A 22,595-nucleotide genomic window follows, 5' to 3' on the forward strand; every position below is an offset into this window, starting at 1 on the left:
TAACTTTCGTTATGCGGCTTTTATTTATCTAAATGTCATATCATCAATCAAGAAATCAGAAACAGGAGAAGCTACTACATCCGAAAAATACGAGTCTGGTTCAAAAAGAAAGTCCCTGCATCTGATGCATGACAGCACGACGACTCAGATCTGAAGCTTCTTTATTAATATTCAATACTTTACAAAAACATCTGCCAAGTTGAACAAACGATGGCTGGCTTAGCTAAAGCCACATCTTTTCCCCCACCACCTTGCGGAAAAACTTTTTTAATCTATCTTTGCACCCAAAACAACGCTACATGAAATACAAACTTATCGTGCTCGACCTTGACGGCACACTCACCAATTCTAAAAAAGAAATCACTCCCCGCAACAGGGAAACTCTAATACGTATACAAGAGCAAGGAATACGACTCGTATTAGCTTCCGGACGACCTACTTATGGTATTGTACCATTAGCCAACGAATTACGGATGAATGAATTCGGAGGTTTCATCCTCTCCTATAACGGAGGTGAAATTATCAATTGGGAAACAAAAGAGATGGTATATGAAAATGTGTTACCTAATGAAGTTGTTCCGATGCTCTATGAATGTGCCCGTACCCACCAACTAAGTATATTAACCTATGACGGAGCAGATATAATAACAGAAAACTCTCAAGACCCATACGTACAGAAAGAGGCCTTTCTCAATAAAATGGCAGTACGGGAAACAAACGACTTCCTCACAGAGATCACGCTTCCTGTAGCCAAATGCCTCATCGTGGGAGACGCAGATAAACTCATTCCGCTTGAAGCAGAACTTAGTCTCCGGCTACAAGGACATATTAACGTTTTCCGTTCAGAACCCTATTTCCTCGAATTAGTTCCGCAAGGAATTGACAAAGCTCTTTCTCTTGCTGTCTTATTGAAAGAAATAGGAGTAGCACGAGAAGAAGTCATAGCAATGGGAGATGGCTATAATGACTTATCCATGATTAAGTTTGCAGGACTGGGAATTGCTATGGGAAATGCACAAGAACCTGTAAAAAAAGCAGCAAATTACATCACTCTAAGCAACGAAGAAGACGGTGTAGCAGAAGCTATTGATAAGTTTTGCAGTCAACAATAACCAAACATTTACTTTCATGCCGACAAAATTTTAGTTTCTCGGTGAGAAACCTTTGGTTTCCCGTAATGAAACCATTGGTTCCCCGGTGTGAAACTTTTAGTTTCATACCGGGAAACTAATAATATTACCAGTAAAACAGCTCAAGAGCTAAAATCAACTCATCAAAGATAGAGCGCATATTCAGATTTTATACTAACTTTGCAGTTCCAATAAAACAAATATAAAATGTTATGGAACATCAACTTACCATTTACAACACCTTAGATAGAAAGAAAGAGTTGTTCGTACCGCTTCATGCACCTCATGTAGGCATGTATGTGTGCGGACCGACTGTTTACGGAGATGCCCATTTAGGACACGCCCGCCCGTCTATAACCTTCGATGTGTTATTCCGCTATCTCACCCACCTAGGATATAAAGTACGCTACGTACGAAATATTACCGATGTAGGTCATCTGGAACATGATGCCGATGACGGAGAAGACAAGATTGCCAAGAAAGCACGTCTGGAAGAGTTGGAACCAATGGAGGTTGTTCAATATTTCCTGAACCGCTATCATAAAGCAATGGAAGCACTGAATGTACTTTCTCCGAGCATCGAACCACATGCTTCAGGACATATCATTGAACAAATCCAACTGGTACAGAAGATTTTGGATGCCGGATACGCCTATGAAAGCGAAGGCTCCGTTTATTTCGATGTAGCCAAATACAACAAAGATCACCATTACGGAAAACTTTCCGGACGTAATTTGGACGACGTATTGAATACCACCCGTGACCTCGACGGACAAAGCGAAAAACGCAATCCCGCCGACTTCGCCCTTTGGAAAAAGGCACAACCTGAACATATCATGCGCTGGCCGTCTCCATGGAGCGACGGTTTCCCCGGATGGCACGCCGAATGTACCGCTATGGGACGCAAATACCTAGGCGAACACTTCGATATTCACGGAGGAGGAATGGACTTGATTTTCCCTCACCACGAATGTGAAATCGCACAATCGGTAGCCTCACAAGGTGATGACATGGTTCACTATTGGATGCACAACAACATGATTACCATCAACGGAACCAAGATGGGTAAATCACTCGGCAACTTCATCACTTTGGACGAATTCTTCAACGGTACTCATAAGCTGCTGGCACAAGCCTACACACCAATGACAATCCGTTTCTTCATCCTGCAAGCTCATTACCGCAGCACGGTAGACTTTAGCAATGAAGCACTGCAAGCATCCGAAAAAGGGCTGCAACGTCTGATAGAAGCCATTGACGCATTGGATAAGATTACTCCCGCACCGGCAACTTCAGAGGGAATCAACGTGAAAGAACTGCGCGCTAAGTGCTATGAAGCAATGAATGACGACTTGAATACACCGATTGTCATCGCACAGCTTTTCGAAGGTGCCCGCATTATTAACAATATCATTGCCGGCAATGCCACCATATCCGCCGAAGACCTGAAAGAGTTGAAAGAAACATTCCATCTGTTCAGCTTCGACATCATGGGATTGAAAGAAGAAAAAGGTTCTTCTGATGGCCGTGAAGCAGCCTACGGTAAGGTAGTAGATATGCTACTGGAACAACGTATGAAAGCGAAAGCCAACAAAGACTGGGCTACTTCCGATGAAATCCGCAACACACTGACAGCACTCGGATTTGAAATCAAAGATACTAAAGACGGTTTCGAATGGAGGCTGAATAAGTAATAAGAAAAGAAAGTGCTCAACGCACCGTGCAAATACAAAGAAGACCGGCTCACCACGAACCGGTCTTCTCTTTTTTCATAGAAACATGATAACTAATACCTCTCTTTAAATTCTTGTTTTCTCTTATCTTATTCACTAATTATTTAACGTGAGTTCGATATAAATCAATAAATATATCATTGCAAAATAGGCACATAGCGATAAAAGTATTAAATTTATAGTGACAAATTATAACATTTAAACGATTACCGCTATGTTTTCAGAGGCTAAAGTTACAGAGATTTATTGTATGGCAGATGATTTTTGCAAGGAATTTACATTGCAACAGAAAAAATATATGATTGAAGACAAAGGACATAAGCATCGCAACAAGCCGAACCGTATGAACGATGCGGAAGTTATGGTAATTCTCATCCTGTTTCATTCCGGTGGATTTCGATGTTTTAAACATTATTACAAAGAGTACGTCTGCAAACATTTGAGAGGCTTGTTCCCCCGATGTGTGTCTTATAATCGTTTTGTGGAACTGGAAAAAGAAATACTTCTTCCTCTGACCATTTTCATCAAAAAGGTTCTGCTAGGCAGTTGTACCGGTATCAGTTTTGTCGATTCCACTCCCTTACGTGTCTGCCGTAACCAACGAATATTGATTCACAAGACTTTCGAAGGACTTGCCGAGCGTGGAAGATGCTCTATGGGATGGTTCTTCGGATTCAAGCTGCATCTGATAATCAATGATAAAGGAGAGATCCTCAATTTTATGTTTACTCCCGGCAATGTGGATGACAGGGAACCATTGAAACAAGGAAAGTTTCTGGAAAACATAAAGGGAAAATTGTATGCGGACAAGGGATATATCGGTCAGACTTTGTTCGAGAACCTCTTTCTTAATGGTATACAGACGATTACTAAGGTCAAGAATAATATGAAGAACTCCTTGATGAGTATCGCTGATAAGATATTGCTTAGGAAAAGAGCTCTGATTGAAACTGTTAATGACGAATTGAAGAACATTGCACAGATTGAACACTCCAGACACCGTTCATTCAATAACTTCATTGCAAATGCATTGTCAGCGATAGCAGCCTATTGTTTCTTTGAAAAGAAACCCGCCATTGATGTGAAATTTGTCAATGACGGGCAACTGGCTATGTTCTGATTATATCGAACTCACGTTATTTATTTTCCATGAGCATTTCAACCGGCTGTCCATGCTGACAGGTTACCGTCAGTACGGTCTGGTCTCCCTGCTGTTCCAACCGGACATTTTCCATCGGGCTTGTCAATCTCCAATGTCCTTTAAGCCGTATCTCCTTAGTAATAGGACGACTGGGCTCTTTCGTTGTATACGTCTTCTCTTCTATATTCAGATTCGGATCACAGACGCTTAAACGGATACCCTTATCAGATTCCTTTGCATACATCACCATTGTTTCCGCAGGAATAGCCACGAACACTTTATCAGCGGCAGGCTGATAAGCTTCAAAAGCAGCATACGCCGTGATACCTGTCTTTTTATCATAAACAACGTGAGCAGTCTGATCGCGTTGCAACACCTCGTATGCAGGAGTTTTGCGCAGTTCGTCGAGATCGGAAGCAGAAGGCTGTATCAATACCATATATTCATAAGTCCCCTCTTTCGGCGCCTTGCCATGTTCTATCCAGGCAGAAGAAAATTTTCCTTTGGTTATTTCACGCGTCTTTTCATGCCGTGATTCCTGTTCTGCCACCTGTGCGCGAACGGTTCCGTCCACTACATGATAATAATTGTCATAACCATCATGAAGCCAATAGTTATCCTCTCCTACTTTGGGCTCCTTACCATTATATTTTGTCTGGAAAAGAGTCGTTTCCGTAGGATAATCCGCATTGGAGTTCGCAATACCTGTTCCCAGGCAAACCATCCGGTTATCAAAACAGAAAACGGATTTACGGGCCACAAAGTCTGGTGTGAAGTTCTCATAATCCCGTTCTGCCAATTTCATAGCGAACATTCCATTTTTACCATCTAAAGAACTGCTTCCGGAGAAATTCTCTTTGGAGCGTGCCATAGTCGTTCCTTTCAATGGGCTATCAAGCAAGTTGAAAGGCAAATGAATGGTAGTTGTGCCCGGCAAACGGTTCCAGTCCCATCCCTCCTGCACAAAACCGCTTCCGGCACGTGACACGGGATTTCCTTTCCCCATAATCTGCACGGAGCCATAACTCTGATAACGTCCGTAACGGTTATCTTTCGTATAAATTTCAGAGCCCCATACGTCAGTGGTATACCCTTTCAATGTCACCATCCAGTCCGCACGACGGAAAATGCCTGCCGAACCATAGTTGTAAACGAAGAATCCCTGTGGAGCCTGTGCCGGTTGAATACCTTCCTTCTTGAAGAAACGCGCATTCGGAGTATCACTATTGCGTATCAGACGTAAATAGTCAGCAGCCAGACCACGATCAAACGTATTTCCCTGACCGGATAAATCACCGGATAAAGCTATATTGGCAAATGCTTCGATATCATCGCTTCCCATCTTCCCTCCAAAAGGATGACGGCCACTGATTCCGATGCCCCATTCATAGAAATTGCAATAATTGCGCATAGCAATAAAGGCTGATTTCATGTGTTTGCGCGCATCTTCGGTCAGTTCAAAACTTGTACCATTGGTAAATGCAATATATTCTCCTACAGTCGCAAGTACTCCAGTGGTATATCCCGGATAGAAACCGCCATGATGGAAAGTCGTACCGTCTACCTTTATACCACCGATCGTTCCCGGAGTATAACGCAAAGAAGAAGATAGCCAACGTGACAAGCCGCTCAAAGCTTGCGCCTGTTCCCTTGCATCGGGAAACATCATAGCGGAAATAAATTTCGCCATCAATAACGTATGCCAGGAATCCAACAATTCATCACGTGTTGGAGAACATGGCTGACGAGTTTCTTGCAGAGCCGCCCAAAAACGCAATGTGGAGAGATAAGCATCCCGATGAGGATGTTTATAGATAGCATCACGCATCAGCCAGGCAGTTGTATATATCTTACGTACCTGATAACCATAATGATGATTGGTACCCATACCGCTACCGTATGCAAATCCCTGATCGATAGCATAGTCGAATACGGTAAAGTAGTTTTTCTTTGATGTTTCGTTCTGGTTATAATAAGCATCATAGGCAAAGCCGGAAAGCATCGTTTCAATATCGTTCCATGACATTTCTCCTTTCTTCTTGTCCTGTTCATCAGGAGCAACAATAGGAGTTCCTATAAATCCCGTCCCAGCGATGGATGGACTGATAGCCGCTTTCTCAAATGTTTTATAGGCAGCATTAATCGGTCCTTGCGGAGCCTTTTTCACTTCCAGAAAGTCAGTCAAACGTTGTTCGATAGTCTTCAGCTCCTTCTTTTGTTCGCTTGTCAATTTAGAAGGCAGAGGAATATCATACGACTGTTGTTCCCATTTCCACACGAGACACCAATGCCACAGGTCACGATTAGACAGCCCATTATTGGTAGGCAACTGTTGGTCGGGAGTGGTACGAAGATTCATTTTCTTTTCCGGAAAAATCAGACGGTCAAGAAAGATACGTCCCTTCCGTTGCGGGGCAACCAGCCGATAGGCTACGATCTTCTTATCTTTCTTGTCGCCCTGCATATACTCAAAAGAGATCCAGCAAGCCCGCCAGCCTGCTGCCTGCAAACGATAAGAGAACCAGTAAGAGACTTCTCCCTCCTTATTCAGAAACTCAAAACGAATAGAATCCTGCTGCGGTTTCTCATTATAAATCCACAAGGTAATGCCGAACTGCTTCTCGTTTCTCGTATTCAACGATAAAGGAGCAATTTGAACATCCAGCGTAGAACCGGGCTGAAAGTCCCATTCCAGACTACTTTCACCCTCCTTGTAAAAAAGAGAAGAGATTTTCACTTCTCCCTTTCCGGAAACTTTAAATGCTTCGGGTACTTCCTCTTCAAATCCGATGAGTTGGGCGAAAGCTGAAGGAATAATTCCCAAAAGGAATAATATTATAAAACAACTGCTTTTCATTACTGAATTGTTATCTTTTTTAGGCACGGATTACACGGATGAACGCGGTTACTTTGCAACAATGACAACACTAAAGACCGTGAATCCGCGTGATCTGTACCTAAATGATTATATAAGAATACATAAATCGTTAATAAGGAATCCTGTCCGACAGAATCTTTTCCGTATACCAAGGATCATTAATCTCCTTTAGCATAGCTCCCATTTCACCGCAAAGTTGTGCCACAATCTCCTTATTTTCTTCCAAAGGCAAGTTATGCAGTTGATATGGATCTTTTACATCATCGAACAAAAGACTTTTTTTCAACTCCTTCGTATCACGGTCGATATATAAAGCCAATGTATATTGAGCCGTCTTGATACCTCTTGAAGAAGGGAAGTAAGTTTGCACCAATCCATTTTCATCTTTATCACCGTCTACATTCTGAATGTACAGCGCACCGGTAGGACGAACGATTTCCGCCTTTTCATCGAAGAAAAGAGGAGCAAAATTACGTCCCTGCACTTCTGCCGGGATAGAATCACCCAGCCCGCACAAGCCAAGCACCGTAGGCATAATATCAGGAGCGGAAAGCAATAAATCATCCACCCTCGGCTGAATCTTACCGGGGAAACGAACCAGGAACGGAATATTCATAGATTCGGAATAAGGGGAATTCTTCGGATCATCGGTACGCTGGCTGCACATCGTTTCACCATGATCGGAAGCAAAGATGACAACTGTGTTCTTATCTAATCCCATCTCTTTCAATGTTTCCAGAATCTGACCGAAAGCACGGTCCACACCGGTTACGGAGGCGAAATAATAACGGGCGGATGCTGCCTTCTTCATCTTCAAATCTACATTCGGGCGAATCAACAGACTATCCAAAGGCTGGTCTTTATAAAGATTGAAATCTTGTTCCTCGCAGTCATTCAAAGAACGGTACGGGCTGTGAGGAGGATTCATACCTACCATAATAAAGAAAGGTTTCTTGGTATCGCGTACGTTACCGTCATTTTTCAGATAAGAAACAACCTTGCCTGCTTCATGCAGGGGCGACCATTCTTTCGGATCATGCCTCTTGCCGTCCGTATCCCAATAATGCGGGTTCTTATGTTCATCAAATGTACCGTAAGAATACCAGTAATTAAAACCATGACGACGTTCTTTCGGAGTATAAGCATCCCATGCCGGACGTTTCTCTTCCACATATTGTCCCGGATGTTCGGGATCGTTCGGAGTTGGGAAGTCGGCATGAAGTTTGCCGAAATAGGCACAGTCGTAACCTGCTTTACTAAATACATCACCAATACATTCCGCATCTTCGCGTAAGGAGCTGATCGGACGTGAGGAGTTACAATTCAATGGTACACCACTTTTATTCGGGTACATACCAGTCAGTAACATTCCACGATGAGGGCTACTCAACGGGCAGTTACTCTGTGCAGACGACAGTACCATCGATTCACGCGCAAACGCATCTAAATTGGGAGTATGCACGGGGTCTCCTTTAAAATTTACTTTATCCCGAAATCCGTCCTGGCTCCAAAAGCCCATTGCCTGATTACGGTATTGATCGGGAAATACATAAATTATATTGGGATGTTCTGCTTGTTGGGGCACTTGCTTCGGAGCCTTGCAACCCTGTGCGGCAAACAGCGTCAGGCCTCCTACAAGAAGGTTAATAGGTTTATTCATGATAGTTTACGATAAATGATTTAAACAGGTTAGTAATAAATGATAAGAGAGGAATAATAAACAATCAATGCTGAATGATAAACGGTAAACATGTTACGTTAGAATCTGTAGAGTATTCATCGTTCACTGCTTACCGTTCATTATTTTTTATTATTTCTTATTCCTCATTTCTTTTCCAAATCTCTTTTACGCATCAGTCCTTCCAGGAAGTAATAGTCAGCATAGTTCAGAGGGACATCGATTTCCTGACCGTGAGGAATACTACCTACTGAATGCATCAGGATAAAGTTTCCATTTGTTCCAACCTTTGCACGATAAGCAGGCGACCCTAAACTCTCCATAATCTTATCAGCGGTTTCCTTGTAGTGATTATCCGGCAGGTAACCATCCAGTTCGTAAAGGGCAGAAGCTGTACAAGCGGCAGCAGAAGCATCACGCGGTTCGTTTGGAATATTCGGAGCATCGTAATCCCAGTAAGGAACGAGATCTTCCGGCATATTCTTATTATTAAATATAAAATTATATACTTTTTGTGCCTGGTCGAGATATTTCTTGTCTTTCGTGTAACGATAGCAAGTAGTGTATCCGTAGAGTGCCCAAGCTTGTCCACGGGCCCAAGAAGATTCATCCGCATATCCCTGTGCAGTTTGTTTCTTACGCACTTCACCTGTCTCCGGATCGTAATCTACCACATGGTAGCAGCTATTGTCCGGACGGAAGTGGTGAGCCATTGTTGTATCAGCATGTTTCACTGCAATATTATAAAAAGTAGAATCACCTGAAAGAGCGGTTGCCTCAAACAAGAGTTCGAGATTCATCATATTATCAATAATCACCGGACATTTCCATCCACGCGTTCCCTGCCAGCCTCTATCGGCATCCCATGACTGGATAACGCCTGCATTCGGGCGAAAACGGGTAGAAAGCGACTTAGCTGTTTCAATAATTACATCTTTATATTCTTTCTTGTCCGCCAAACGGTATCCGTTCAGATAACTGCAACCGATCATAAACCCTACGTCATGATGCCATTTCAGATATTTTACCGAATCAAGAGCTTCCGTATATTTTTCGGCCAATGGTAACCATTTCTGATCTCCGGTCAGATTATATGTGAGCCACATACTGCCGGGGAAGAAGCCGGAACACCAGTCTTCGATAGGTATATAGGATATACTACCGTCTTTGTTGATAGTTCTTGGATTCAGGATCTTACCGGATTTCTCAATAATGTCCGTTTGAATCGTGTTTTGTGCAACTGCGTTGTCGATGTTGTCTTGAATAAAGTCTACTTCAACCTTTTTTTGTCCGCCGCAACTCGTTAAGATCAAAAGGGAAAGTCCTAATGCGCTAAGAATTGTTTTCATAATACATGGATTGTTTATTAAGTGATTAATTTTCTTGATTGCAAAAATAGTGCATTTAAAGAGAATAGACCGACCCAAATAATCCAAATGAGGAACTATTTTGGTACATTTGCAAAAGATTTTGGATTTATGAATTATGATTTATGCCTGAATGACATTTTCATAAATCAGAATCCACCCCATAAATCATAAATTATAAATCATCATGACACCACAAGAATTCTTTAAGAATGACATATTTGCCAAAAATGCAGGTATAATTCTGCTGGAAGTAAGAAAAGGGTATAGTAAAGCCAAGTTAGAAATAAAAGCCGAACATCTTAATGCAGGTGCCCGCACACAAGGAGGAGCCATCTTTACGCTGGCAGACCTTGCGCTTGCCGCAGCTGCTAACTCGCACGGCACACTAGCTTTCTCTCTCTCGTCCACTATTACTTTCCTGCGTGCCAGCGGCCCCGGAGACACTCTCTTTGCCGAAGCACGCGAACGCTATATCGGCCGAAGCACAGGTTGCTATCAGGTAGATATAACAAACCAAGACGGAGAGTTGATTGCAACTTTTGAATCCAGCGTATTCCGAAAGGATCAAAAAGTGCCTTTCGAAGTTCAGGAATAAAAACAGGAAGGTGCATCAACACTTTTAAAAGTATACCTTTTAGACACAGATAACGCGGATGATACGGATAAGAAGATAATAAATCCGTGTCATCCGCGTTATCCGCGTCTAAAAAATAACAGGTTGGCAGGTCAATTTACTTCTGATATGCCTTCGTTTTTTCTCTATATCTATTTAACGATAGAAGTCAGCGGATGCCGGTTACCGGTCACATTATTCAGGAATGCTTTTGCCGAACCGAAGTTCAGGAATAAATCCAAGCGGACAGGAAGATGGTTCAAGTCGTCCGTCACGAAGAAAGTAATCACCTCCTTTTCTTTTCCTTTCTTATCATATTCTACCAATGAGAAGATCAGGCAACGGTAAGTAACTCCATTCTCCGCTTTTACATTTTCTTTCCCACGGTAGATAAGCGTTTGCTCTTCCACTTTACGGCCCGTAGCCATCGGGAACTTAATTTTGTCTCCTACCTTATAATCCGCAGGGTCGTAAGAACGTGCCTGCGCCAGAATGCTTAACATATCGTATATACAGCGGCTATCGCTAGCTTCAGATTCATCAAACGCTCCATCCCGGTAAGTACGTTTCTGGTTTACGAGGCAAAGACCGTCCTTATAAGAAAACCAAGCCTCATCGACCGTGTAACGTTTTCCCTCTTCGGCACCTTTGCGGAAATAGCGTGGTTCCAGTTTTTCACCGATCACACAAGTCAGCGTATCGCGCATCTTGAAAAAGAAATCTGCCCGTTTGCTACCTAAAGCAAGCAGGTTGATCCGGTAGGCTGGCTGCGAATGATAAGTGGTCGCATTCGTTGTCAGACTGGCGAGTCCGGCTTTCACCCAGACAAACTTCCAGTTGAAGTATAAATCATACATTACATGTTCGCCGGATTGAAACGCATCATTCTTCGCTTCACATTGGGCACTGGCAGGGAGGGCGAAGATTCCCGTCAGTAATGCCACCAATCCAATAATAAGGTTACGTCGAGCGTCAACGACGGCGGTTCTGATTATTTCGATCCCTATCTTTCTTTTTCTTGTCTTCATCTGGTTTTTGTTTTTTAAGTTCGTCCGGTTTCTGCTTATCTACTGGAGTCGCATGAATATCCCACGGTTGGGTCACATCCCACAACGCTTTATATTCCAATATCGTCGGATAGTAGTAAACAGCCTCCGGCTGGATGCCTTTAGCAAAGTCTCCCGTGTCCCATTCACCATTTCCATTTGTGTCATTGATTAGTCGGGCTGCATATTTTCCCGGATTCAGGAAGTAGAAATCGACCATTCCGTCCTCTTCCACTCTCCGCTTACGGACCACCTTGTCCTGGGCGTCAAGCAATTCGACAAAGGCCAGTGAGTCTGCTCCCGTCACATTGAAATGAAGTGTGAAATATTCATCTTCACTACGCACCTTGAATCCTTGTTTTATCTTATCGGTAAATAATCCGTATATTCCGTGGAAGGCAGTCGAGTCTACTGAGAATTCATATTCCAATGTCGGTTCCCAGTCATAATACAGATTAAATTTCTTCAGATTCACTGAATCCTGCTCAAACTCGAATGGTATATCTTTCCAGAGCGTATCTACTTTTTGCCGCAGATGTATGGCAGCAGTGTCATAACTGGCTATCGGTTCTTCAAAATTCAAAGAAATATAGCCGTATACATCCATTGACGAAGGGGCACTAACATTCACCGGCAAGAACTTCGTCGGTTCGGGTTCATCCTCTTCCCCTTTCTTTTTCTTCTTTTTCTTTTTGTCCTTATCCGGCTCCTCTTTCTTATATTTCTGTTTCGAAACAAGGTTCAGCGTATCCGTACGGGGCACTAGCTGATTCAAAGTATCCGTATAAAGATAAGTCAGACTCATGGCCAGCGTATCCTGCTTGAAGAGCAGAGAATCTTTCACCCAATAATGGATCGTATCGTTCCGCTGATTCTTTTCGATGACAAAAGCATCCTTTTCATCGAAGTTCAAGCCTTTCAAGACAGGCAAAGTGTCCGCCTTACCGGCGAAATAGAAAGTGAACTTTTGAGGAACCAGCCTTTCCGACTTGATAAGGTATTGTGAATAATTGAGTTCCTTAAAAGCACGGAGAATGACATCATCCGGCAAATAATGCATATATTTCTTCTCAACAATCGTGTCGTAAGTTAACGAGTCCACCCAAGCCGTATCCATGCGGATGCGTTCTTCCATGCGGGGGATAATCAACGAATCGTGGAAAGCGATCATCTCGCTCTTCTGGTTGAAGGCAAAGTTCTGGTCGGCATCCATCAATCCATAGATACGATATTTGCCGGGAGCTACACCACGGATGGAGAAACGTCCACGGCTGTCCGTACGTGCCACACGGTCGAAAGGCAATTTGTTGAAAGCCGAATCGTTCAGGTTGGAATGTAGTCCGACAAGCATACCTTTAATAGGCTCCAGGTTAGAGGCATCGAGCATTGTTCCTGCTACTTCCATCGTATCGATTTCCGTACCGGTAGAGAACGTAAATGCAAAGTTACCCAACGGATTACCTTCATTATTGTCGACAATTGCATCCGAGAAGTCAATCGTGTAGGTCGTGTTAGGTTTCAGAGAGTCGAGCAGGTTGACTTGTATTCTCTTGCCGGAAGCCTTGATTTCCGGTTGCTGTATCTGGGGAGGGGAAACAACGACTTTCTCGGTCGCTTTCTCCAGCTTAATAAACTCGTCGAACATCAAAGAGACTTTAGTCCTTTTATTATTCAAAGCCCCCGCCTCCGGAGTACTGCCGATGAAACGGGGCGGCGTCTCATCGTATGGTCCACCGTCGGGCCGTCCAATACTGGCGCAGGAATATAACATCGCCCCCAGCGTTACTACCGGAAGCACCTTGCGAACTATTTGCTTTATCTTTTGATTCTCAAATTGTAACATGCTGCAAAAATAAGCGTTCTTATTCAATAAATACCACACTTTCTAGCTAATTTATTAAAAAAGGAAAGGGTGACTTAAGGTAATAAACAATATTTGCGACGTTTTTATTTTTTTCCTGCTAATATAATTAGTTTTATTGCCTAAAGAGATTACCTTTGTTGCCTAATCTTTTTTCGTTTAACTATAGTTATACGCAAAGATAACCATAGTCTTCCTTGCGTATAACTATAGTCATACGAAAGGGAGACTATAGTCAAACGAAGTAAGAATAACGAATGAAACAAATCCGCGCAGGCAATCGGATAGATAAAAGTGCCGATATAAAACAATTCTGATTATGAGTATACATTACGACCTTTACGACACGCCCGACATTCAGAAGAAAGGCGAAGAACAACCGCTTCATCCCCGTGTTGTTTTCAACGGAACGATCGATCAGGAAGAATTTCTGGATCGTGTTCACAAATTCACCGGAATAAGCCGTAGCCTACTGGTAGGTGCCATGCAGTCTTTCCAAAATGAATTGCGAGATTTGCTTGCAAACGGATGGATTGTAGAACTGGGTGACATCGGATATTTTTCCGTATCTCTACAAGGACCTCCCGTAATGAAAAAGAAAGATGTGCATGCACAATCCATCAGCTTGAAAAACATCAATTTCAGGGCAGGCAAACAGTTCAAGAAAGAAGTGGCCCAACAAATGAGACCGGAGCGCGGAGCATCGTTCACCCGCCCTCACGGGAAAGGACGCAGTGAAGAAGAATGTCTGAAGCTAATCAATAAACATCTCCAACAATTTCCCTGCCTGACCCGTGCAGATTATTGCCGAATGACAGGACATGACAAACAACGGGCGATCAATGAGTTAAACACCTTTATCGAACGTGGATTATTGATCCGTTATGGAGCGGGTAAACTGGTGGTTTACGCAAAGAAAAGTGAAGAATAAATTACAATCATTAGCGGAATGACCAAAATTCTGCACTGGACAAAAAACAATTGTTCAGTGCAGAATTATTTTTATATATTCTATAGAAAGAGGAGTTCTTAAATAAGAAAATAGCAAAAAACAATTAGAGTTTCTCTATTTCTTCTGACGACAAACCGGTAACCTGTATAATAGTATCAACGGGGAGATTGAGAGATTTCAACTTACGAGCAGTGATTGTTTTTTCTTTTTCGATTCCTTGCTCAATGCCTTGCTCAATACCTTTTTCAATGCCTTCCTTAATGCCTTCCTCAAGTCCTCGTTGTCGTCCTTCTTCAAGTCCAAGCTGGTGTCCTTCTTCATGCCCTTCTAATTTAGCAGTACTCAACACATCATTCTGTATCATTACCGCATCTATATGGCGATCGTATGCCAGCTTTTCAGCCTTATCCATATTATAATAAACCAGTTTCTTACGAGCCTCTTCAAGTCCGGGTGCCTTTGTATCGGGACGTATGCACCCTGTCTTCAGATATTCGATCCATTCTTCCAGAGGAGTAACAGCTACTTTATTAAACTCATTCACACGGATAAGGAAATATTCTGGAAAGATTTCAGCAGGCAGCTTACGAACAATAGCTCCCTGTTCTTTGGTAGTAACTTTCAGATGATCGCCCGTGTGTACACCTAAGAATGTATTCTGTCCATGATAAAGGTAATCACTTCCTTGCCCAATGTCGAAATAAAGAATACTGATAGAATATACTTTCTTCACATTAGAGTAGATTTCGCCCAGATCAATATGTTCGGTAATAGTCTTAGCTACTCCATACAGGATTCGCTCCAGATAATAGAGTTCACGAGTATTTTGAACTTCGACAAGAATTATTTCATCTTTACTATTGCGGGCTTTAATATCAACACGATTAAATTTATCATCCTCCCGTTGCTGATTACCTTCACTTTCTAAAATTTCAAGAATATGAATCTCCTCACCTAATAATACTGTGAGGAAACCTTCAAGCACGCCAAAGTTAGCCTTATTGCGTAAAAGGCGCTTGATTGCCCAGTCAAAACGAATATATTTGTCTTTCTGTTCCATAAGAATACGTTTTTAGCAAAGGTAAGAATTATATTGGTAAAAGGGATAAATTTCAGCCAAAAGTATTATAGAATCATAACCCTTATCAGTATATATAGAAATTACTTGTGAAAGTAGTCCTTCCGTTCCATCTTTTTTACATAAAATTCCCCAATACAGCAGCATTCTACTTATTAACTAATTTATTAACGCACAATTCTTTTTCAGCTTGGTCATGAATTTCGGAAACCATATCTTTGCATCGTGATCACAAAACAACAATAAAACAGATTAACTAACTATTAAAAGAAGAAAGACTATGGCATTAAAGTATGTTGTCAAGAAAAGAGTTTTCGGCTTTGACAAAACAAAGACTGAAAAGTATGTAGCACAGAATGTAATTACCAATACGGTAAATTTCAGAGATTTATGCAAGGAAGTATCCATGTTCGGTATGATTCCCGAAGGCGCAGTGAAACACGTGATTGACGCACTGATTGATACATTGAACACCAATCTCAACAAAGGATTGTCTGTACAATTAGGCGATTTCGGATGTTTCCGTCCGGGCATGAACTGTAAAAGTCAGAATGAAGAAAAAGATGTAGATGCCGATACCGTTCGACGAGTGAAAATCGTATTTACTCCGGGATATAAATTTAAGGATATGCTGGATAATGTAAGTATCTACAAGACGGAAGGAAACGGCGGCACCTCTTCCGGAAATGGAGGGGGAAATAAACCGGAAAATCCGGACGAAGGCGGTAGCGGTGAGGCCCCGGATCCTGCAGCATAAAACTGGAACAAGGGACCACACATAGAAAAGGACTTCTTCCCATAACAATGAACCCTAAAAGTTAGACAAAAACTTTTAGGGTTCGCTTAGTCATAGTTACCAGCCTGTATTTTGACCTAAATTAGGATTCTTATAATATTCAGTCTGTGGTATAGGATATAAGTACATCTTATCATCCCAGTTACGTGTTTCAAGCAATTCTTTCTTATAAACAGGCAAGCCGTTTTCCATAGTGATCTTGATGCAATAAATAGCTTTGGTTTTATCACCGATTTTCCAACGGCGGATATCCCAGAACCTATGGTCTTCGAACGCAAGTTCCACTCGTCTTTCACGACGGACGCTTTCAGTAAACGCATCGCCGCTTGTTGTAATGGCAGGCATATCAGCAGCAGCACGCACCTGATTCAGTGCCGCACGTGCAGACAACGGATGGTCATTATCCGTATAATCAGCGTCTTTCCAGGCATCCATTGCTTCCGCATAGTTCAGGAGAATTTCCGCATAACGGAATATGATGAAATGGTGCGGTTTCTTTTTCTCATTGGAAGGAGCTAGAGAAACAGTCTCATTCATATACTTCTTCAAATAATAACCTGTGGTAGTCGCTCCGGTTGTTCCGGCACCGTCTTTTCCTCCTTCATAAGACTGGATGGTCGAGTTCATCCATGTATCGCCATTGCAAAGCACCGTTTTATAGAATCTCGGGTCTCTGCCTTCATACGGATTCTGCCCCGGTGTAATCTGTTCCCAGTCAAAGTCTTTTCCATTAGTCATCTGGAAGGCATCCACCAGGTTCTGGGTGGGCACGTTGCCTGTTTTCCCCTTTTCATAACTGATGGGCAAATTGTTAGCTTCAAAATCAAAGCTTTCCCCATTTCTACGTTCAAAAATTAATTGCGGAGATTTCAATACATCGTTTCCACCATTCTTGTCATACAGAGGATCTACATTCGTCTTCGGCAAACTGTACCAGTTCTCTTTTATGATAGCATAAGCCGCATCGGCAGCCGCTTTCCATTTATCGGCATCCTGTGCGGGATTATGCAACAAACTCGCCGCATAAAGAAGAGCACGGGATTTCAATGCCAACGCTGTACCTTTGGTCACACGTCCCGTCTCCGCCCAAAAGTCCTGATGACTGACAGGCAGAGTTTTGGCCGCGTCACTACATTCGTCACAGATATATTTTATCACTTCATTGAAAGAAGTCTTTTCCACGCCGTTGATTTCATCCAAAGCATACGTACGTGTCAAAAGTGGAATATCACCGTATCGTTTAGCCAGTTCGAACAGATAAAAAGCTCGCAACACCCGTAATTCTTCACGATACATGGTAGCTTTGGCAATGTCTTCTTCATACGTGTCGTTCCAGCGGAAACGCTCCAGTTTTTCCTGTGAATAGTTTTCAAGGAATGAATTGACGGAACGGATAGCTCCATAGCACTTCGACCACATATTATCGACTGCATTGTTGGGACTCCAGGCATTGTTATAAAAGTCGTGAACACTATTATCACTCCAGACATAAACAGAATTATCCGTTGCAGACTCCCTCAAAGCCCCGTCGAGCACTCCGAGATCTCCGGGCAACTGGCTATAAACATAGGTAGCCAAACCTTTCACATTGCTAAAGTAGGAATAGGCCTCTTCCCTGTCCAAGCCTGTCGATTCGTCCAATTCGAGCAAGCTACACCCCGATACGGATAATAGCAAACCTGTATATAATAGGATATATTTTCTCATGGTCATCTCACATTTTAGAAGTTAATATTCAACCCGAAATAAACAGAAGTCATATCCGGATAATTGATTTTCAGATCTTCACAGTTCATATGCTTCACATGATCGAGCGAAAAAAGATTATTAGCTCTCGCATATACCTGAATCTTCTCCATTTTCACTTTCTTCGCCCAAGAGGAAGGAAGGTTATAGTAGACATTCAGGTTACGAAGTTTGAAATAGCTCCCGTTCTCCAACCACTGTGTACTGTTTCTGAAGTTATTGGCATTATCCAGCGTGGTCAGGCGGGGGACATTTGCGATGTCTTTCGTTTCTTCCGTCCAGCGGATTCTGTCATTCAGATACCAGTTGGAAATATTCGTGTTGTTTCTCAACGGCCAGTATACGCTGGCAGTGTTCAACATCACACTATAATGGGCTACTCCTTGAAACAGAGCATCCACGCCAAAACCTTTATATTCAAATCCCAAATTAATGCCATAATAAATCTCCGGTATGGCAGTGGAATATCCTATCGCCTTCTGGTCATTGTTGTCAATCACGTTATCGCCATTCAGATCCCTGTACTTGACATCACCTGGACGTACTTCCGAGAATTTCTGCACCGGACTGCTCTTTATGTCCGCCTCATCTCTGAAATAACCGATAGCCTCCCAGCCAAAACACTGCCCGACAGGGTAACCTTTTTTAGACAAATAGCCATACGGCTGATATCCCTCACCATTTTCTACGACTTTACTTTTGGCATAGGAGAAGTTGGCTCCGATATAATAGTTGAAGTCCTTGTATTCCTTTTTCCACATGGCAGAGAGTTCCGTTCCTTTTGTTTCCACTTTTCCTGCATTCATCTGCGGAATAGTAACCCCGATTGCCGATGAGATCAGCCCACTTCCGTCAATCAGGATATTAGTACGCTTGTCATAAAAACCGTCAATAGAAAAAGTCAGTCCCTTGAACAGGCTCATATCCAAACCGATATTATATTTATCCGCAACTTCCAGATCCAGTTGTTCCATTGCCAACACTCCTTCCTTCAGGCTACTTCCGGCAGAAGTATTTCCGGCCTGAAAATAGTAAGCACCGCTTCCTACCCAATATTGCTTATCCATGTCATAATCATAAATATCATATCCGGAGCGTCCGTAAGAAGCACGAAGTTTCAGATAGTCAAAAGCGGAAATTTCTTTCATGAAATTCTCGTTCGAAAGTATCCAGGCGGCAGAAATGGCGGGATATGCACGATACTTATCGTTCTTCCCCAATACGCTACTTCCAAAACAGTTGGCTACGATATCCACCATATAACGGTTGTCAAAATTATAACCTGCGGTTCCGATGATGTATTGACGGTAACGACTGTTATTAGCCCCTGTCAACGTCATTGATTCTTGACGAAACATAGCACTGGCCGTAAAATCATGTTTATCCCATGTCCGGTGATAATTGACCTTCGCTTCAAAATTGGCATGTATGTATTGATTGGCCAATCCTTTGTTGCTGATTTCCAGTTCATCGTTAGGATTTCCGTAATTCGTGTAAATCGGTTCTCCGTCTGTGCCTTTTTCAATGGTCTGGTACATAAAACTTTTCTTGGCTGTTTCCTGATAGGTCGCATTATTATCATAAGCAATAGCGAGTTCCGCACTCAACCCGCGAGTCAATACAGACAAATCCTGCACCAACCGTAAATCCGCCTGCAACATACGCTGATTCAGTTTATAATAACCTACGTCCGCCAGATTGGCTATCGGGTTTGTTTTCAGCACATTGTTACTGCCCCAGAATCCATTCTGTGTCTGCACGGGAAATGCGGCGGACGGGGTGTTGAAAATCTGTTCAAACAAAGTAGCTTCCGACGTGGTGGGACGCTTGGTCTCTCGCAGCATACCGAGCATACTCAATTTCAATTTTGTCGCGTCCGTAATATCCACATCCAGATTCATGCGAAGATTGAGGAAGTATTTCTTCATCTGGGAGTTATAGCGATCTGTATAATCAGTGTACTTGCTATTCAGCAGTCCCATATCGTTTTTGTAATTGAGGACACTGAAATAACGAAGCCGCTTGCCACCCCCGCGGAAAGTGATGTCCAGTTGATGACTGGTTGTATGATTGCGTAACGCTTCTTTCTGCCAGTCCACATTCGGATAAAGATCGCTATTGCCTCCGGACAGGAAAGAAGCTTCATCCATGTCCGGTTGCAAGCCATCATATCTCAATGCTTCATTACGGGCTTTGGCATAGGTATAAGCATCGGCAAATTCCGGCTGATTAACAGGGAAGCCTAAACCAAACTTGTAGTCTACTTTTATATCCTTCTGGCTATATATACCGCGTTTGGTAGTTATCAATACCACTCCGTTGGCGCCTCTGCCTCCCCAAAGAGCAGTAGCAGCACCGTCTTTCAAAACGGATATTGATTCTATTTCCGAAAGGTTAATATATTCGAGAGGGCGTGCAAAACCATCTACTACAAATAAAGGTGTATCTCCATTCAAAGAACCGCGTCCCCGCACATTGAGACGAGATTTATCTGTGCCCCAACTAGTGTTCTGCATCACACTCAATCCCGGCAACAAGCCATAAATGGCATTGTAAGGACTAGTGGCAGCATTTTTATCTAATTCATTCGAATAAATGGTAGAGACAGCCTGTGTCTTCCGTAATTCGGTGGTCGTCTGTGTGCCCAGATCGATTACCTTATCTTGTCCTTCATTATTTTGCGCTATACCCGTAGTGGCAAACGCCAACGAGAAAGCTACGATATAAAGTGATTTATTCATAATCATTCTTCTTATTGTTCAACGATTTGATTATTACCAACCCGGATTCTGAATCAATCCATATTTCTTGTTTATCTCATCTATAGGCAGAGGCAACAGGAAATACTTGTCGTTCCACTTTTCAGGTTTTGCATACTGACGCGTTTCCGCCATTGCATGAGATACGGTATAAGAAAAGCCGCTTGGCTCACCGGCCGCTTTTTTAATAATCAGACGTGACAATTGTCCGGTAAATATATCTGAGCGTTTCCAACGTACCAGATCGAAATAACGTACTTCTTCATAGCCGAATTCAATGGCTCTTTCGCGTAATATTGCTTCACGCAACGGTTTGCCGGCCGGAACATCTGTTGCCGAAATCGCAGGCATACCCGCACGCAGTCTGGTTTTATTCAGATAATCATAAGCCGTATTACCAAACTCATCACGGACTTCCGCCTTATTCAATTCGTTCATCGCTTCGGCCATATTCAAATAGACCTCCGGAAGGCGGATCAACGGACAAGAATAAAATTTACCATTCACTTCGTCATTGAAGTTCCGTATGAATTTTCTCATGGCAACCCCATTGTAACTCATTCGTCCGTCTTTATAAGGCGCCTGGGTGGCTCCTTCGTAAATTTGCACTTTCTGGGCGCCCCTAAACTTATCTCCATTCACAGCAACCGTTTCATATAAGCGGATGTCTCTTCTGGGGTTTCCGTCCTTATCAAAGAAAGGGAATTTTTTATGGTCCGGATTGTTCCAGTCGAATTCTGTTCCGTCTTTCATCTGAAACATATCGACATAAGTCAATGTAGGAGAAGCAACTCCATAACGTACCTGGGCAAACGGAAGCTTTCCCGTAGCATAAGTGGTGAATCTTCTGGAAGAAATCAAGACTTCACCGTTATGGCGATTGAAATATCCTGCTGCAAAATCATCGCGGGGATTACCTGTATTCACCAGTTGATAAGCGTCTGAGTTCTTTTTATTAGCCCGCATAAATTCTAATCCGGCATCCAACGCCTTCTGCCACCTGTCCGGTGAATAGTTGCCATACCAAGTAAGGAACTGAGACGAAGCATCTCCTTCCAGATAGGGCTTTTCAGCATTAAATAAAGGACTCGCCACAAACTGAAGCACTCTGGACTTTAACGCTAAAGCAGAAGCAGCCGTCATTCGTCCGTCATTATCTGCATTCACCTGCCAAGGCAGTACAGAGGCTGCCGCATCCAGTAATCCAACAATCTTCTGTACGGTTTCTTCTACTGTCATACGGGGAAATTTCATCGCATCTTCTGCCATATATGCATGGTCTATCCACGGCATACCACCATAATAACGGAGCATTTGAGAATAATGATAGGCAATGATTACTTGCGCTTCCGCTTTTCCTATCGCTTTCTCATCCGCAGTCATATCCGGCACTCTATCCACATTCTCAATGTAAATGTAGGCTCTTCGAATACCATAAACCGGCCCTACTCCTATCGTAGTATTGGCGACATCCAACCGATATGGAAGATGTTCCAGATATGTATTTGTTCCGTCCACTGTTCCTGTATAGAATTTAGGCGCTCCCTTTTTCGTCCAGTCACCCAGATCGGTTAGCATTTCCAGAACGCCATATCCCAGACGTCCTTGCATCGGCAGATAATCCGGCAGGGAATGATAAGTTTCCGCCAGTGCCTGCTCAGCATATACCTTTTTGTTAAAAACAGAATCGATATTCTGTTCGTTACTTATCGGCTTATCCAGAAATTTCTCTCCAAATTTAAGGTCTTCGCACCCTATCAGTGTCAATACAGAGAGAGAAAGACAACCTATATATTTTTTATAGTTTTTCATTG

At 42.7% G+C, this 22,595-nt stretch carries 15 protein-coding genes; 6 read left to right on the forward strand and 9 right to left on the reverse strand.

What is annotated here, in order from left to right; all coding sequences use genetic code 11:
• Window positions 1-299: 299 nt before the first annotated feature.
• The 3 genes from BSAG_RS08035 to BSAG_RS08025 all read left to right on the forward strand — a co-directional run bounded on the left by BSAG_RS08035 (window position 300) and on the right by BSAG_RS08025 (window position 3,983).
• A complete protein-coding gene (locus tag BSAG_RS08035) occupies window positions 300-1,112 on the forward strand; it encodes a Cof-type HAD-IIB family hydrolase (protein WP_004315541.1) in 813 nt (270 codons plus the stop codon).
• A gap of 230 nt (window positions 1,113-1,342) precedes the next feature.
• Window positions 1,343-2,824 (forward strand): cysteine--tRNA ligase, encoded by a 1,482-nt coding sequence (cysS, locus tag BSAG_RS08030; protein WP_004315539.1) that lies wholly within the window; start codon window positions 1,343-1,345, stop codon window positions 2,822-2,824.
• Between the two features lie 253 nt (window positions 2,825-3,077).
• Entirely contained in the window at window positions 3,078-3,983 is a 906-nt protein-coding gene (locus BSAG_RS08025) for an IS982 family transposase (protein WP_004315537.1), read from the forward strand.
• 16 nt (window positions 3,984-3,999) lie between these two features.
• Here BSAG_RS08025 and BSAG_RS08020 read toward each other — a convergent pair whose 3' ends face one another.
• From BSAG_RS08020 to BSAG_RS08010, 3 genes are all read right to left on the reverse strand, one after another.
• Window positions 4,000-6,861, reverse strand: a complete 2,862-nt coding sequence (locus BSAG_RS08020; protein WP_004315535.1) for a chondroitinase family polysaccharide lyase — start codon at window positions 6,859-6,861, stop codon at window positions 4,000-4,002.
• 130 nt (window positions 6,862-6,991) lie between these two features.
• A complete protein-coding gene (locus tag BSAG_RS08015) occupies window positions 6,992-8,542 on the reverse strand; it encodes a sulfatase (RefSeq protein WP_004315533.1) in 1,551 nt (516 codons plus the stop codon).
• A gap of 164 nt (window positions 8,543-8,706) precedes the next feature.
• On the reverse strand, window positions 8,707-9,909 hold the full coding sequence (locus BSAG_RS08010) for a glycoside hydrolase family 88 protein (protein WP_004315531.1): 1,203 nt from the start codon (window positions 9,907-9,909) through the stop codon (window positions 8,707-8,709).
• 205 nt (window positions 9,910-10,114) lie between these two features.
• Between BSAG_RS08010 and BSAG_RS08005 the strand changes: the two genes are divergently transcribed.
• Window positions 10,115-10,525 carry a PaaI family thioesterase gene (locus tag BSAG_RS08005; protein ID WP_004315530.1) on the forward strand — a complete coding sequence of 137 codons (411 nt, stop codon included), beginning with the start codon at window positions 10,115-10,117 and terminating at the stop codon, window positions 10,523-10,525.
• A gap of 170 nt (window positions 10,526-10,695) precedes the next feature.
• Here the strand turns inward: BSAG_RS08005 and BSAG_RS08000 are convergent, their stop codons facing one another.
• A complete protein-coding gene (locus tag BSAG_RS08000; RefSeq protein ID WP_008770449.1) occupies window positions 10,696-11,571 on the reverse strand; it encodes a DUF3108 domain-containing protein in 876 nt (291 codons plus the stop codon).
• Window positions 11,516-13,432, reverse strand: a complete 1,917-nt coding sequence (locus tag BSAG_RS07995) for an Ig-like domain-containing protein (protein ID WP_008770450.1) — start codon at window positions 13,430-13,432, stop codon at window positions 11,516-11,518. The genes BSAG_RS08000 and BSAG_RS07995 overlap by 56 nt, the downstream gene beginning before the upstream one ends.
• Before the next feature lie 337 nt (window positions 13,433-13,769).
• Here BSAG_RS07995 and BSAG_RS07990 point away from each other — a divergent pair, with 337 nt between their 5' ends.
• Window positions 13,770-14,381 carry a DsbA family protein gene (locus BSAG_RS07990; RefSeq protein WP_004316803.1) on the forward strand — a complete coding sequence of 204 codons (612 nt, stop codon included), beginning with the start codon at window positions 13,770-13,772 and terminating at the stop codon, window positions 14,379-14,381.
• A 124-nt stretch (window positions 14,382-14,505) separates the two neighbouring features.
• Here BSAG_RS07990 and BSAG_RS07985 read toward each other — a convergent pair whose 3' ends face one another.
• Window positions 14,506-15,462, reverse strand: a complete 957-nt coding sequence (locus BSAG_RS07985) for an Rpn family recombination-promoting nuclease/putative transposase (RefSeq protein ID WP_004316804.1) — start codon at window positions 15,460-15,462, stop codon at window positions 14,506-14,508.
• 298 nt (window positions 15,463-15,760) lie between these two features.
• On the opposite strand from BSAG_RS07985, the gene BSAG_RS07980 reads away from it, so the two are divergent.
• Window positions 15,761-16,237 carry an HU family DNA-binding protein gene (locus BSAG_RS07980; protein ID WP_004310403.1) on the forward strand — a complete coding sequence of 159 codons (477 nt, stop codon included), beginning with the start codon at window positions 15,761-15,763 and terminating at the stop codon, window positions 16,235-16,237.
• A gap of 96 nt (window positions 16,238-16,333) precedes the next feature.
• Here BSAG_RS07980 and BSAG_RS07975 read toward each other — a convergent pair whose 3' ends face one another.
• The 3 genes from BSAG_RS07975 to BSAG_RS07965 are packed head-to-tail and all read right to left on the reverse strand — an operon-like array spanning window position 16,334 to window position 22,593.
• Complete coding sequence (locus BSAG_RS07975; protein ID WP_004310401.1) at window positions 16,334-17,989, reverse strand: RagB/SusD family nutrient uptake outer membrane protein; 1,656 nt, start codon at window positions 17,987-17,989, stop codon at window positions 16,334-16,336.
• Between the two features lie 8 nt (window positions 17,990-17,997).
• Window positions 17,998-20,769 carry a SusC/RagA family TonB-linked outer membrane protein gene (locus BSAG_RS07970; protein WP_004316807.1) on the reverse strand — a complete coding sequence of 924 codons (2,772 nt, stop codon included), beginning with the start codon at window positions 20,767-20,769 and terminating at the stop codon, window positions 17,998-18,000.
• Between the two features lie 27 nt (window positions 20,770-20,796).
• Window positions 20,797-22,593 carry a RagB/SusD family nutrient uptake outer membrane protein gene (locus BSAG_RS07965; RefSeq protein ID WP_004316808.1) on the reverse strand — a complete coding sequence of 599 codons (1,797 nt, stop codon included), beginning with the start codon at window positions 22,591-22,593 and terminating at the stop codon, window positions 20,797-20,799.
• Window positions 22,594-22,595: the final 2 nt, after the last annotated feature.

Source organism: Bacteroides sp. D1 (assembly GCF_000157095.2).
Taxonomy (GTDB): Bacteria; Bacteroidota; Bacteroidia; order Bacteroidales; family Bacteroidaceae; genus Bacteroides; species Bacteroides xylanisolvens.